The 13,362-nt window shown below is 36.5% G+C and carries 12 protein-coding genes and 1 pseudogene; 4 read left to right on the forward strand and 9 right to left on the reverse strand.

Annotated features, from left to right (window positions below; translation table 11 throughout):
• The first annotated feature begins 233 nt into the window (after positions 1 to 233).
• Both IPP61_01440 and IPP61_01445 read left to right on the forward strand, forming a co-directional pair.
• On the forward strand, positions 234 to 947 hold the full coding sequence (locus IPP61_01440; protein ID MBL0323837.1) for a tryptophan-rich sensory protein: 714 nt from the start codon (positions 234 to 236) through the stop codon (positions 945 to 947).
• Between the two features lie 110 nt (positions 948 to 1,057).
• Positions 1,058 to 2,401 (forward strand): penicillin acylase family protein, encoded by a 1,344-nt coding sequence (locus IPP61_01445; GenBank protein ID MBL0323838.1) that lies wholly within the window; start codon positions 1,058 to 1,060, stop codon positions 2,399 to 2,401.
• On the opposite strand, the gene IPP61_01450 is transcribed toward IPP61_01445, so the two are convergent.
• From IPP61_01450 to IPP61_01480, 7 genes and pseudogenes are all read right to left on the reverse strand, one after another.
• The gene (locus IPP61_01450; protein ID MBL0323839.1) at positions 2,300 to 3,010 is read right to left on the reverse strand and encodes a hypothetical protein; all 711 of its coding nucleotides are present in this window, start codon (positions 3,008 to 3,010) and stop codon (positions 2,300 to 2,302) included. The genes IPP61_01445 and IPP61_01450 overlap by 102 nt on opposite strands.
• Positions 3,011 to 3,152: 142 nt before the next feature.
• Positions 3,153 to 4,477: pseudogene (locus IPP61_01455) on the reverse strand (proprotein convertase P-domain-containing protein).
• 306 nt (positions 4,478 to 4,783) lie between these two features.
• Positions 4,784 to 5,980, reverse strand: a complete 1,197-nt coding sequence (locus tag IPP61_01460; protein MBL0323840.1) for a hypothetical protein — start codon at positions 5,978 to 5,980, stop codon at positions 4,784 to 4,786.
• 587 nt (positions 5,981 to 6,567) lie between these two features.
• Positions 6,568 to 6,777 carry an alginate lyase family protein gene (locus IPP61_01465; GenBank protein ID MBL0323841.1) on the reverse strand — a complete coding sequence of 70 codons (210 nt, stop codon included), beginning with the start codon at positions 6,775 to 6,777 and terminating at the stop codon, positions 6,568 to 6,570.
• 55 nt (positions 6,778 to 6,832) lie between these two features.
• Positions 6,833 to 7,228, reverse strand: coding sequence for a malate:quinone oxidoreductase (locus IPP61_01470; protein ID MBL0323842.1), 396 nt, complete (start codon positions 7,226 to 7,228; stop codon positions 6,833 to 6,835).
• A 20-nt stretch (positions 7,229 to 7,248) separates the two neighbouring features.
• Positions 7,249 to 8,100: a hypothetical protein gene (locus tag IPP61_01475; protein MBL0323843.1), complete on the reverse strand. Its 852-nt coding sequence runs from the start codon at positions 8,098 to 8,100 to the stop codon at positions 7,249 to 7,251.
• A 187-nt stretch (positions 8,101 to 8,287) separates the two neighbouring features.
• Positions 8,288 to 8,773 (reverse strand): DinB family protein, encoded by a 486-nt coding sequence (locus IPP61_01480; protein ID MBL0323844.1) that lies wholly within the window; start codon positions 8,771 to 8,773, stop codon positions 8,288 to 8,290.
• Between the two features lie 295 nt (positions 8,774 to 9,068).
• Between IPP61_01480 and IPP61_01485 the strand changes: the two genes are divergently transcribed.
• Positions 9,069 to 9,782 carry a tryptophan-rich sensory protein gene (locus IPP61_01485; GenBank protein ID MBL0323845.1) on the forward strand — a complete coding sequence of 238 codons (714 nt, stop codon included), beginning with the start codon at positions 9,069 to 9,071 and terminating at the stop codon, positions 9,780 to 9,782.
• A 110-nt stretch (positions 9,783 to 9,892) separates the two neighbouring features.
• Positions 9,893 to 12,058, forward strand: a complete 2,166-nt coding sequence (locus tag IPP61_01490; protein MBL0323846.1) for a penicillin acylase family protein — start codon at positions 9,893 to 9,895, stop codon at positions 12,056 to 12,058.
• Positions 12,059 to 12,064: 6 nt separating this feature from the next.
• On the opposite strand, the gene IPP61_01495 is transcribed toward IPP61_01490, so the two are convergent.
• On the reverse strand, positions 12,065 to 12,484 hold the full coding sequence (locus tag IPP61_01495) for a YjbQ family protein (protein ID MBL0323847.1): 420 nt from the start codon (positions 12,482 to 12,484) through the stop codon (positions 12,065 to 12,067).
• 4 nt (positions 12,485 to 12,488) lie between these two features.
• Complete coding sequence (locus tag IPP61_01500; GenBank protein MBL0323848.1) at positions 12,489 to 13,253, reverse strand: alpha/beta fold hydrolase; 765 nt, start codon at positions 13,251 to 13,253, stop codon at positions 12,489 to 12,491.
• Positions 13,254 to 13,362 lie beyond the last annotated feature (109 nt).

Genomic DNA, 13,362 nt, shown 5'->3' on the forward strand with positions numbered 1-13,362 from the left:
CGCAAGTATTTATCTCAAAAAAAATAGTTTTTGATATATATTGAACCTTAAAAAATAGCACGATCGGTTTAAGTATTTTCTCCAAAAAACATCTTAAAAGCTAATTTAAGGTTATGCGTTATCGATTTTAAATTTGCATAGACTTCTCTAAAATTAAAATAATGCCTTTTACAACAAAACCACAACCAAATAAGTATACTTGTATATTGTCAAACCTAAAAACCTTAAAACTAATGGGAAATAGAATCTTATTAAGCATAGCATATATAGTCATGTTGGGCTGCAACGGCTTGGCAAACGGCCTGCCGCTAAATGGCAAAAACACAGGCGAACTTTCAGATCAATACCCCAATCTCTTTGTTCCGGCAGGATTAACTTTCTCTATTTGGGGCGTTATATATTTACTATTGTTGGCTTTTGTGGTAAATGTTTGGATAAAAAAGAAAGAAGTTAGTAAATGGATAATTATCAACTTTTTCGCAAATGCGAGCTGGATATTTGCTTGGCATTATGAAATACTTTGGCTCTCGCTTGTCATTATGTTAGTGATTCTCGGTTCATTAATATTGATAAATCAAGAAAACAAAACCTCTGACACGCTCTCAAAAGCAGCCTTTGGTGTATATTTAGGATGGATTTGCGTGGCCACAATTGCCAACGTAACGGCACTTTTGGTTGGTTCAGACTGGCACGGAGGTTTTATGTCAGAAGCAAACTGGACGTTTATTATGATAGCCATCGGTGGAGCCATTGGGGCATTTGCAATCACCCAACTTAAAAACTCGTTTATTGCAGCCGCTTTTTTGTGGGCATTTTTGGGTATTTATATCAAAAGAAGTGCGGCATTAGAACAATATCCAATTATTACCATCGGCATATTATTAGGAGGAGCTTTTGTGTTGGTAGGCGTATTTCTTCATTTAAAAAATAAAAGACTAAACGTGTAGATTTTGATATCAGCATATATGAAATGTGGCTTGTATAAAACTTTAGGTTTGGGCAACTGACTTTTTTGCTCTAAATTCAAGCTACATTTCATCCTTTAAAACTCTAATCTATGTATAAGACCATTCTTTTAGTCCTGATTTCGTTTGTGGGTTTCTCCCAAAAGTTCTCTAAAAACGAAGTTGAAAAATGGAAAGAACAAGCTCAAAACGTCACTATCACCCGCGATAACTGGGGTATTCCACACATAGAGGGTGTTACTGACGCCGATGCCGTATTTGGCCTTATGTATGCCCAATGCGAAGATGACTTCAAAAGAATAGAGCTCAATTACCTCGAAAAACTGGGAAGACTCTCAGAAATATATGGAGAAAGCAAACTCTACGACGACCTTCAAATTCGTATTTTGATAAAAGAGAGCGATGCCAAAGCAGACTACAAAAATGCACAACCTTGGATGAAAAAACTCCTCGATTCTTTTGCAGCCGGCATGAATTATTACTTATATACACATCCTGAAACTACCCCAAAGCTTTTAACGAGATTTGAGCCTTGGTACCCTTTACTATGGACAGACGGGAGCATCGGAGCCATCAGCACCGCCGACTTGAGTGTTGGCGACTTAAAGGCATTTTATGCTGGAGAAAGCAAAGTAGGTGCAGTTAAAAAATTAAATGAAGACTACGAACAAACAGGCTCAAATGGTTTTGCAATAGCACCAAAACTCAGCAAAAGCGGCTACGCAATGTTATATATAAACCCACATACTACTTTTTATTTTAGGCCTGAAGTGCACGTAAAAAGTGGCGAAGGGCTTAACGCATACGGAGCCGTAACTTGGGGGCAATTCTTTATTTACCAAGGCTTTAACCCCTATTGTGGATGGATGCACACTTCCTCAAATGCCGATGTGGCAGATACTTATTTAGAGAAAGTTACCACTCGTAAAAATAAACTTTATTACCAGTACGAAAACACGTTTAAACCCATAAAAACAGAGGAAATACAGATAAAATATTTGGAAAATGATAAATTAAAAGTTAAAAACTTCAAAGAATATACCACCCATCATGGCCCAATAATGGCCATTAAAGGCGACAATTGGATAAGTTTGAAATCATACAACAGGGCGGCCAAAAGTCTAGAACAAAGCTGGATTAGAACCAAAGCCAAAGGCATGCATGATTACATGGCAGCCATGGATTTAAAGGCGAATACCTCAAACAACACCGTATTTGCAGACAATAAAGGAAATATCGCTTATTGGCACGGAAACTATATGCCGATTAGAGACTTTAAACTCAATTGGTCGAAACCCGTAGATGGAAGCACAAAAGAGACCGAATATAAAGGCCTACACGAGGTTTCGGAAACCGTGCACGTTTACAACCCAGAAAACCGTTCTAACTATTCCTTCAATCGCTACTTTTTTAGATGTAGTCAACGTCATATTTGAGGTATTACTTAAGAAGTTGGTGTAAACCCCAAGTTTATTGTCAGCATCTGCTACTGCATAAAGGTCATTGCCTATAAATGTGATACCCCAAAGCTTAATATCTGTTGTGATTACATTTCTTAAAGAAAAACTATTTCCATTTCTTTGGTAAATAAATAGCCTTCCGTCTGGCGTAGCGGTGTTTTTGTCTACATCAGCATTGTCTGCAACTACATAGAAGTTTCCACTAACGGCCATTTCTCTTGGACTTTCCATGTCTTTTGATCCGTCAATATCTAAGGCTACGTTTAAAATGCCACCTAAATTAACTGAAGATGTAACTTTAAAACCTTCAATACCCTTAGATGAACGAGAAACTTGAAGGAGTGTGCCTGTACTTCCATCAAAATAGACACCGTCTGCAGCAGTAGAACTGGTGGCAAATGTGGTGGTCATCATATTTGAGCTTTTTAGATCATATGCAGAAATATCGCCGTTGGAATTATTAGTAGCATATAATACCACTGACTGGGAAGGGGTAACCATGGATTCCATGGAATCGGTTTTTTCACATGCTGAAAATGCCAATGCTGTGGCGGCTAGGAAAAATAGTCTTGCGTGTTTTTTCATTTTTTAGCGAATTAATGTTTGTCAATTTTTTAACTTGAAACATCTACGCTTTTGAAAAAGAAAAAGATTGAAGAGTTTTAAAAAAAATGAATTATTAAAAGAGAATTATGCTTCTATACATTGAAATTTCACTGTGGAGACCTTAATGTCCATTTCTATTTTGTTTCGAAATGGTCACTTCTTGAGAATAGGTATTGTTTTTCCTGTTGCTTTCTTTATATTTTTTTTCTGGATCTATTTCTATTTCCAATGTGTACATCTCGTTTTTAAGGTTTTTGGCAAATCTAAATATTGCCCTTCATAGAGCATACCGTAGGTATCATAACCTCCAACACTGATACCTTGATTGCCAGACTTACAATCGGCGAAGCTGCCGAAGCCATAGTTTAATAGATTTTGAGAAGTATACACTTGCCCTTGGACTTTGCAAAGACTGTCTACACCGTTACAAATACCATTATCAAACAAGCAATAACTTACTTTTGTACCTTCACAAATGATTTTGCGTTTATTGAAAAACGTCTTTTTTAGCAGCCTAAATTCTACCCATGAGTCTACATGGAAGTGATTATGCCCTGGTTTTGAATCATAATAATTTGAACCTGCTTCTACTAAAGTGCTAGTTATTTTTTGATTGTGTAACTCATAAACTTTTTGCGTTAACTTTTGTCTTGAATATTCTCCATTAGGGCAAACTATTGAACCTTCCACTTTTTGATCGCCGCAAAACCATTGATTATTTCCACTTACTTCTATCGGACCTGAACCAATGTTGGCAATGGTGGCGGCAAATCGCAATTGACCCGGATATTCTTTGTCATCAAAGGCATATTCTTTTATTTGACTTTGAGTAAATCTTTCTAAAATAGCCAAATCAGGTAATAATACACAATCAAAAGTGCCGTCTGGGCATTTGCAGGCTGCTGGGTTGGTTTCACTGCATCCCGATTGTGCAGAGTTTGGATTAGGGTCTTTTTCGAACTGTAAAGAGAAATAATTTAAACTTCCGGTGTTCCCTTCTCTAAGATCGGCAATCAGGATTTTCCATTCGCCATTTGGGTTTTGTCCGTTATTTATAAATTCTAATCTGCCATCTGGAATATATTCTCCTGTAAAAGGATATTTACCTTGATGAACAAAGCCTGAGAACCCATTTGAAGCAAAACAAGTATTAAAATAAAGAGTAGCACTTTCGTCGCCGTTTCTATTTGTTAGCCATACTCTGGTGCCATCTGGAGCAAGAATTTCTATTTTTAGATCGGAAATTTTTTCGTGATAAATATTGATGCAGACTTTTGACAGGCCGAATGTTGGGCTTAAGTTTTCTTTTACATTATTTACTTGTACTCTAAAAGTGTCGGTTCTGACGATACCATTGAAATCAGTGATAGCACCACCTTGTGAAAAAATCACTTGAGAAAACGAGCAAAATGGCAAGAAGAAAAAAAGAAATACAAATAGTTTCATAAAAAAAGTTTGTCTGAAAATCTAAATTAGAGATTTTCAGACAAATATACTATTTAAAAATCAGCCTTTTTGAAAATGATTCATACAAACCTCCTATTTTTAAAACCAATAATGTAGGAGAAGTTCTTTGGACTGTTAATTCAAAGCCATTTGAAGTTTGCTTATATACATAAAAAACCTCTCTACCGATAATGTCTCTTAACACCACAGTTGGATTCTCAATATTGGTTTTTACACTAATCGTTCTGTTTTGAATAGGATTTACGATTTCAACAAATTCATTGAATTCATTAAAGCTTTCAGATACTATTTTGAGTAATCTACGATATTGTTTTTACTAAGAAGTTTTAATCTGTAATAGTTTACGCCATACTTTGGATTTAGATCAAAAGTAGAATAAGCAGCTTTATCGGCATCATAATTTACACTTTCTATGGTCTCAAAGCTTTTGGCATCAAAGGATTTTTGAACTTCAAAACTTTCAAAATCCAAAGCATCAGAGGTAAACCACGATAACTTAACCTTATCTTTCTGATTTTCAGCTTTAAAACTTTGCACTTTTATAGGAAATGCAGAATTAGCGGTGTAAAAACAATCAACAGTGGCATTATAAGTCCCCGCGTTAGCACACTGAGAATCAGGACCATTTCCTGCAGTATTTACATCACAAAATTTAAGATTTGTTCCGAAATACTTACCACCACATTGAATGGTGGAAGTTCCAGCGGCTACATGTATCCAACCATTGGTACCAGAAATTTCTTTTGATATGTTTAAGTTTCCCCCTTGTATATCGATACTGCCATTATTAACCAAATTACCGGCGATATCAGCACCTCCAGTTTTAACAATAATGAATTTATTATTTGTCATGGGAAGTTGTTTATCCGTTACTTTAAGGTTATTTACCTCTATTAGACCATTGTTAATTAGCCCTCCGTGGTTATAATATTCGGTATTAACTTTTAAATATGAATAGTTATTAACTTGGCCTTCCCCATTTTCCATCTTTGAAACATACATGTTACCGTAATTAGTAACAGTGGCATTATTTCCAATATAAAACAAAGGAGTATTTAAAGCATTTAAAGTTCCACCTGCTTCATTACTTAAAAGCATAGTTTGGCCGCTATTCTGAGTGAAGTTTATGAAGTTGGTAGTAGTGAAATTAAATGTTCCTCCTGATTTATTATTCAACCTTAAAGTTCCTAGCCCCCCATTTAAGGATGTATTAATTGTTCCATAATTGTTTATAGTCCAACCTGAATTGGCACTTAGGCCGTCCCACTGTAAGGTAACACCCGTAGCTACGCAAATTGTACCATTGCCACCATTGATAGTAGGATTTGTCAAATTTGAAGTAATACACAAAGTCTGACCTGAATTTACGTTAAAACTAGTAGAACCTGTTCCGCTATATGTATAGGTACAAGAAGTACATTGACCAAATGAATTTTCACTAAGTATTAGTAATATTCCGAATATGAGTAATATTTTTTTCATTTTATGTGATATTTTATGGTGTATACTTATTTCCTCCAAAGTCAGACAAAGAGCCTGTTTTTAGTGTCAAATTGTTAACCGAACCTATTTTTTAAGTTTCGGTTTTTCATATGTTCTTTTTTGTTTTTTCATATTTTGATAAATTTAAGTGCTTTCTAAATCCTGATATTTACTTTATGTTGATACTAAGACAATCAAAAATTAAAATGTCACAATGAAATCTATTGTATTATTGCAAATAATTTAATTTGGGGAGCCTAATATTTATGCCAAAGTTAAACAATTTAAATTAACAAAAAAAAATTTTTTTAGTACATATTAATTCAAAAAGAAAAAAATATTTTATAATATCTTAATTATTAGGTAATTAGAAAAAAAACACATCCTTTGGATAATTTTACATTTTTTTTGCTATTTCTACTTAAAGTTCAAACAGAACACAAAAAATAAAAATTACTCATTTTCCAAAAAAAGGAATTTTATCCAAAACAATCACACTAAATTATTCTTACAAAATAAAATTAAAAAAAAACGAAATTTTTAATGGTTCAAAATCAATAGTTTCACCGAAAACTTAAAAAATACAATTATTCAATATTATTAATGCCCTTATCGTTTTCTGTTTGGTAGTTCCATAAGTCTACACCTAGGTTTTCGGCCAATCTGGCGATGGTCATAAAGCCAAGCAGGTTCATGTTTGCGTAATTCCAGGATGCGGTTCTTGCCAATTCATTTGGTTGAGGTTGTGTTTCTAAACTTTCTTTCCTGATATCTAACAAATGAGTCTTTGGGATTATTTAAAAATAATTTAAGTATTTTATGAAATATATAATCCAATAAATACGCTTCACATTAATTTTCAAACAAAACCTGAGAGATAGCTCTGGCTTTTGATACATTTTCTGGAACAGCCATTAAATCTTTGGCTCTGTAAGGAATCATTTGGGTTAGGATATCTTGCCATTCTTTGCTGTGATATTCTGGAAAACATTTTTCTAGCACATCGAGCATAATAGAAACCGCTGTAGACGCACCCGGCGAAGCACCCAAAAGTGCAGCCAAAGAACCATCAGCACAGTGAACAACCTCCGTTCCGAAACCTAAAATACCTACTTGCTCATCATCTTTTTTAATAACTTGCACACGCTGTCCGGCCACTTTTATTTCCCAGTCATGGTTTTTCGCCTCCGGAAAATACTCCCTGAGAGCATCCATGCGGTCTTCAAACGAAAGTCTAACTTGGTCTATGAGGTATTTGGTGAGTTTGACTAACGAATTGTAAGCTCAAAATAAGGGCAACTCTTGCCGAGTTTTACCCATTTATTAAGTTTATTGGTAATAAAAATCGGATATTGATTTTTGGACTCAATTGTCCCGATTAGGGGACTGTATTTTTCATTCAAGATTAAATTTCCCGTGCTTGGATTGATGAGTTCTAAAGCCACACACAATTTATCCTGATTGATAAGTAAGTCTTGGTTTTCCAGATCCACGCTTTTCCATTCGTACTTGTTTGAAGTAGGAATGATGACCTCTTTTTTCAACAGGTTCTCTTTCGGGAAGCCCCTTTCATCCAAACTAAATACCCCCAACCTAAGGGCCAAAGGAGGGCTACCACGAAAACCGGCTTTAAAGCGAACGGCAATCAATTGTCTGTTTTTCAAGGTTTCATTCAAGTAAACGGTGCCGTGCCAAAAATTACTGGTCATCCTGTAGCTATGCCTGATGATTCGTTTTTTTAGTGAGTTTAGAATTACCATCGGTGCATTTGTCACGATAAGCTCTCCCAAATTATATGCTATGCTATCAAGTACAATAGTGTTGTTGTTCTTCGTAATTTCACTCACACTTTTACTGCTGTGCACATATCCCACCGAACTAAAATACAAGCTGTCGTTCAAACCGACCTGAATGATAAATTCACCCTTTTCATTGGCTATGCACCCATACTTGCTCTTTGTTGAAACAGAGGCAAAGGGAATTCCCATACCAACAGAACTAATAATTTTACCTTGAACTCGAATCAATTCTTGGGCAAAAACATTACCGTAATGCAACAACAATATGATAATTAAAGTAAGCTTATTGATATGCACTTTGACACTCGACTGTATTCTCATCGTTTCTTTTACCGAAAACTATCCCAAAAAATCTGTCTTCTTGAGGTTGATAAACCACACAATTGCCATTTGTTCCACTTCCGTTATCTTTTACCTATAAATGTTCAATCGGCTTTTAAGTAGACTTTATTTTCGAACATATTTGGATTATTGATTAAAATTAGAAAGAATTGAATTTCGCCATAAATCAGGCTCCATATACGTTATTAAAGGTATTTTCTAAGCCTAAAACATCAGGCAATATTTGTTTCAAATGGTGTTTTAGGTGCTCGGGGTAATCTTGCATGATGAAGCTCAACTTAAAAGGCGACGAACCTTCGATACTCATTTCGTGGTTGAGATATAAGGGATTGACGTTTGCAATCACATGGGCGATGTGCTTGTTATAAAACGCCCAAAGGCTCAACAAGTCGACCCATTTGGCTTTGTTATAATTTTGCACATAAACCCACTCATCTTGCATATATCCTACCATTTGGAGATTCGGATTGTTGATTGTTCGCACAATCTTCTGCTGGTTATTGCATGCGGAATCTATCAAATGTCCAATCAATTCTTTTTTAGACCATTTATTGGGCAGAGGCTTTATAGAAGCTTCTTTATCACTTATTTTCTCTAAAACGGGCAAAAACTTTTCGATTATTTCTAACAAATGATTAGCGACTTCTTGCATACAATTACTTTGGTTTTTTAAACCAACAAGTTAAAACTTTGAACTTCAAAAATCAGAATATCCGGGAGTATTTATTTCAAAAAAAATAGTTTTTGAAATATAATGAACCTTAAAAAAGGGCACGATCGGTTTAAGTATTTTCTCCAAAAAACATCTAAAAAGCTAATTTAAGTTTATGCCTTATAGATTTTAAACTTGCATAGACTTCTTTAAAATTAAAATAATGCCTTTTACAACAAAACCATAATCAAATAAGTATACTTGTATATTGTCAAACCTTAAAACCATAAAACTAATGGGAAAGAGAATTTTATTAAGCATCGCATACATAGTCATGTTAGGCTGTAATGGCTTGGCAAACGGCCTGCCGCTAAATGGCAAAAACACAGGCGAACTTTCAGACCAATACCCCAATCTCTTTGTTCCGGCAGGACTAACTTTCTCTATTTGGGGTGTTATATATTTACTATTGTTGGCTTTTGTGGTAAATGTTTGGATAAAAAAGAAAGAAGTTAGTAAATGGATAATTATCAACTTTTTCGCAAATGCGAGCTGGATATTTGCTTGGCATTACGAAATACTTTGGCTTTCGCTTGTCATTATGTTAGTGATTCTCGGTTCATTAATATTGATAAATCAAGACTCCAAAACCTCCGATACGCTCTCAAAAGCGGCCTTTGGTGTATATTTAGGATGGATTTGCGTGGCAACAATTGCCAACGTAACGGCACTTTTGATTGGTTCAGACTGGCACGGAGGTTTTCTGTCAGAAGCAAACTGGACGTTTATTATGATAGCCATCGGCGGAGCCATTGGTGCATTTGCAATCACCCAACTGAACAACTCGTTTATTGCAGCCGCTATTTTGTGGGCATTTTTGGGTATTTATATCAAAAGAAGTGCGGCTTTAGAACAATATCCAATTATCACCATCGGCATATTATTAGGGGGAGCTTTTGTGTTGGTAGGCGTATTTCTTCACTTAAAAAATAAAAGGCTAAACGTGTAGATTTTGATATCAGTATAAATGAAATGTGGCTTGTATAAAACTTTAGGTTTGGGCAACTGACTTTTTTGCTCTAAATTCAAGCTACATTTCATCCTTTAAAACTCTGATCTATGTGTAAGACCATTCTTTTAGTCCTAATTACGTTTGTGGGTTTCTCCCAAAAATTCTCTAAAAACGAAGTTGAAAAATGGAAAGAACAAACTCAAAACGTAACTATCACCCGTGATAACTGGGGTATTCCACACATAGAGGGTGTTACCGACGCCGATGCCGTATTTGGCCTAATGTATGCCCAATGCGAAGATGATTTCAATAGAATAGAGCTCAACTACCTCGAAAAACTAGGAAGACTCTCAGAAATATATGGAAAAAGCAAACTCTACGACGACCTTCAAATTCGTATTTTGATAAAAGAGAGCGATGCCAAAGCAGACTACAAAAATGCCCAACCTTGGATGAAAAAACTCCTCGATTCTTTTGCAGCCGGCATGAATTATTACTTATATACACATCCTGAAACTACTCCAAAGCTTTTAACGAGATTTGAGCCTTGGTACCCTTTACTATGGACAGACGGGAGCATCGGAGCCATCAGCACCGCCGACTTAAGTATTGGCGACTTAAAGGCATTTTATGCTGGAGAAAGCAAGGTGGGTGCAGTTAATAAATTAAATGAAGACTACGAACAAACTGGCTCAAATGGCTTTGCGATAGCACCAAAACTCAGCAAAAGCGGTTACGCAATGTTATACATAAACCCACATACTACGTTTTATTTTAGGCCTGAAGTACACGTAAAAAGTGGCGAAGGGCTTAATGCATATGGAGCCGTAACTTGGGGGCAATTCTTTATCTACCAAGGCTTTAACCCCTACTGTGGATGGATGCACACCTCATCAAATGCCGATGTGGCAGATACTTATTTAGAGAAAGTTACCACTCGAAAAAATAAACTTTATTACCATTACGAAAACACGCTTAAACCCATAAAAACAGAGGAAATACAAATAAAATATTTGGAAAATGATAAAATAAAAGTTAAAAACTTCGAAGAATATACCACCCACCATGGCCCAATAATGGCCATAGAAGGCGACAATTGGGTAAGTTTGAAATCATACAACAGGGCGGCCAAAAGTCTAGAACAAAGCTGGATTAGAACCAAAGCCACGGGCATGCAAGACTACATGGCAGCCATGGATTTAAAGGCGAATACCTCAAACAACACCGTTTTTGCAGACAATAAAGGAAATATCGCTTATTGGCACGGAAACTATATGCCGATTAGAGACTTTAAACTCAATTGGTCGAAACCCGTAGATGGAAGCATAAAAGAGACCGAATATAAAGGCCTACACGAGGTTTCGGAAACCGTGCACGTTTACAACCCCGAAAACGGGTGGATACAAAACTGTAACTCCACACCTTTTACTTCTGCTGGAAACAATAGTCCAATCAAAACCAACTACCCCTCTTATATGGCTCCAGATGGCGAAAACTTTAGAGGAGTTAATGCCACAAGATTGCTAAGCAAAGTGGACAGCATAAACCTAGATGAGCTTATAAAACTTGGTTACGATAACTTTTTACCTGCTTTTGAGGTACTGATTCCGGGTTTTGTAGAAAAAACCAAAGACAAAGTAGATCTAGAGATTATGCCCATCAGAGACATGTTTAAGGATTGGGATTATCGGGTTGACGAAAACTCCATAGAGGCACTATTGGCTATAGAATGGGCACAAAGATTAAACCCCAGTATCCGTAAAATATATGTAGACCAAGGCGAAATGGACCAAGTGGAAAGCACCAAGTATTTTATAGCCAACGCCTCACCCGAAGAGCTGATAGCCGCTATGAGAGATGTAATTAACACCTTGAAGAAAAACTTTGGAACATGGGGCGTAACCTGGGGCGAAGTCAACAGATTTCAGCGATTAAATAACAATATCCCAACTGAAAACGACGATAGCCAACCTAGCCTTGCTATGAAAAATGCGTCGGCACTGTGGGGTTGTTTGCCATCATTTAATAGCAGGACAGTAAATGGCTCAAAAAAACGCTACGGCTATAGCGGAAACAGTTTCGTTTGTGCAGTAGAATTTGGGGAAAGAATAAAAGCGAAGTCACTATTGGCAGGTGGTGTGAGTGGAGATGTAAACTCAAAAAACTTCAACGACCAAGCCGAAATGTTTGTAAATGGGCAGTTTAAAGATGTACTTTTTTACCCAGAAGACATAGAGAAAAACGCAGTTAGAAAATACAATCCGGGGCAATAATGAGCCTCAACTCATCAGTGTGAGCACCAGCGTTCTGCCCGAGTCGTGGTTGCGGTGTTCACACAGATATATTCCTTGCCAAGTGCCGAGATTTAATCTTCCTTTTGTGATTGGAATCATCACTTGGCAGCCCAAAGTAGAAGATTTTAAATGAGCAGGCATATCATCTGAACCTTCATAGTCGTGCTGGTAGTGCGGTGCATCTTCAGGAAAAAGCAAATTAAAATGCCGCTCAAAATCGCCTCTTACAGTGGGGTCGCAGTTTTCGTTTATTGTTAAACTTGCCGAAGTATGTTTAATAAAAACTTGAAGAAAACCTACCTCAATAGTTTTCAGCTCAGGCAAGTGCCCCACTATGGTGTCGGTGACAATATGAAACCCTCTTCGGTAGGCTGGCAGTCTGATTTCTTTTTGGTGAAAACTCATAAAATTACGCTTTTATAAATCTCACCACATTGCTTACAAATTCCGCTGGTTTCAAGGCATGCACCCAATGGTTAGCACCTTCAATGGTGACAAGTTCGGCATTTGGAAAACTCTGTTTGAATTGTTCAAAATCATCTTCTTTCACATAGCCCGAATCGCTCCCTCGCATGATCATGGCTGGTTTTTGAGATATTCTGTCGAATGTAATTTCTTCTCCAATTTTATATATCTCTTTGCTTATTACCGGAATATTTATTCGCCAAGCAAATTTATTATCGTCTGTTCTATATAAGTTTTTGAGGATAAATTGTCGCTCGCCAAAGTCAGAAACATATTGAGAAAAAATATCATCCGCGTCTTTTCTACTTTTAAGTTCGTCGAGTTTAATGGCAGCAAGTCCTGCTAAAATGTGATTGTGGTGGGTTGGATAAAACCTCGGGGCTATGTCTACAACAATAATCTTTTCGAAGTTATCGTACTTGGCGGCGAAGTTCATAACGGTTTTCCCGCCCATTGAATGCCCTAAAATTACGGGATTTTGAATATCGTGCTGATTCAAAAAGTCATTCAAATCTGCTGCCATCACATCATAATCAAATACGTCAGACCAAGGAGATTGCCCGTGATTTCGGGCGTCGAGGGTGTAAACGGCATAGCCTAAGTCTGCAATGTTTTTTGAGACTGTATATAAATTATCAGACGACCCAAATACGCCATGCAATACCACCAATGGTTTTCCCTCTCCTATTTTCCTAAAAAAAAGCTCCATGTCTTTCAGTTTTTTTGATTCGTTACAAATTTAAAGGGAAAGGCTTAGAAATGGGTTAAATCATTGAAAAAATACTTTTTTGAACTACCCTTGTTATTAATGGTTAATG

It is taken from the genome of Cytophagaceae bacterium (genome assembly GCA_016722655.1).
In the GTDB taxonomy this organism is placed as follows: Bacteria; Bacteroidota; Bacteroidia; order Cytophagales; family Spirosomataceae; genus Leadbetterella.

What these genes read in the sequence shown, in the direction of transcription:
- IPP61_01440 (MBL0323837.1), top strand. Translation starts at nt 234, where the DNA reads ATGGGAAATAGAATCTTATTAAGCATAGCATATATAGTCATGTTGGGC.
- IPP61_01445 (MBL0323838.1), top strand. Translation starts at nt 1,058, where the DNA reads ATGTATAAGACCATTCTTTTAGTCCTGATTTCGTTTGTGGGTTTCTCC.
- IPP61_01450 (MBL0323839.1), bottom strand. Translation starts at nt 3,010, where the DNA reads ATGAAAAAACACGCAAGACTATTTTTCCTAGCCGCCACAGCATTGGCA.
- IPP61_01460 (MBL0323840.1), bottom strand. Translation starts at nt 5,980, where the DNA reads ATGAAAAAAATATTACTCATATTCGGAATATTACTAATACTTAGTGAA.
- IPP61_01475 (MBL0323843.1), bottom strand. Translation starts at nt 8,100, where the DNA reads ATGAGAATACAGTCGAGTGTCAAAGTGCATATCAATAAGCTTACTTTA.
- IPP61_01480 (MBL0323844.1), bottom strand. Translation starts at nt 8,773, where the DNA reads ATGCAAGAAGTCGCTAATCATTTGTTAGAAATAATCGAAAAGTTTTTG.
- IPP61_01485 (MBL0323845.1), top strand. Translation starts at nt 9,069, where the DNA reads ATGGGAAAGAGAATTTTATTAAGCATCGCATACATAGTCATGTTAGGC.
- IPP61_01490 (MBL0323846.1), top strand. Translation starts at nt 9,893, where the DNA reads ATGTGTAAGACCATTCTTTTAGTCCTAATTACGTTTGTGGGTTTCTCC.
- IPP61_01495 (MBL0323847.1), bottom strand. Translation starts at nt 12,484, where the DNA reads ATGAGTTTTCACCAAAAAGAAATCAGACTGCCAGCCTACCGAAGAGGG.
- IPP61_01500 (MBL0323848.1), bottom strand. Translation starts at nt 13,253, where the DNA reads ATGGAGCTTTTTTTTAGGAAAATAGGAGAGGGAAAACCATTGGTGGTA.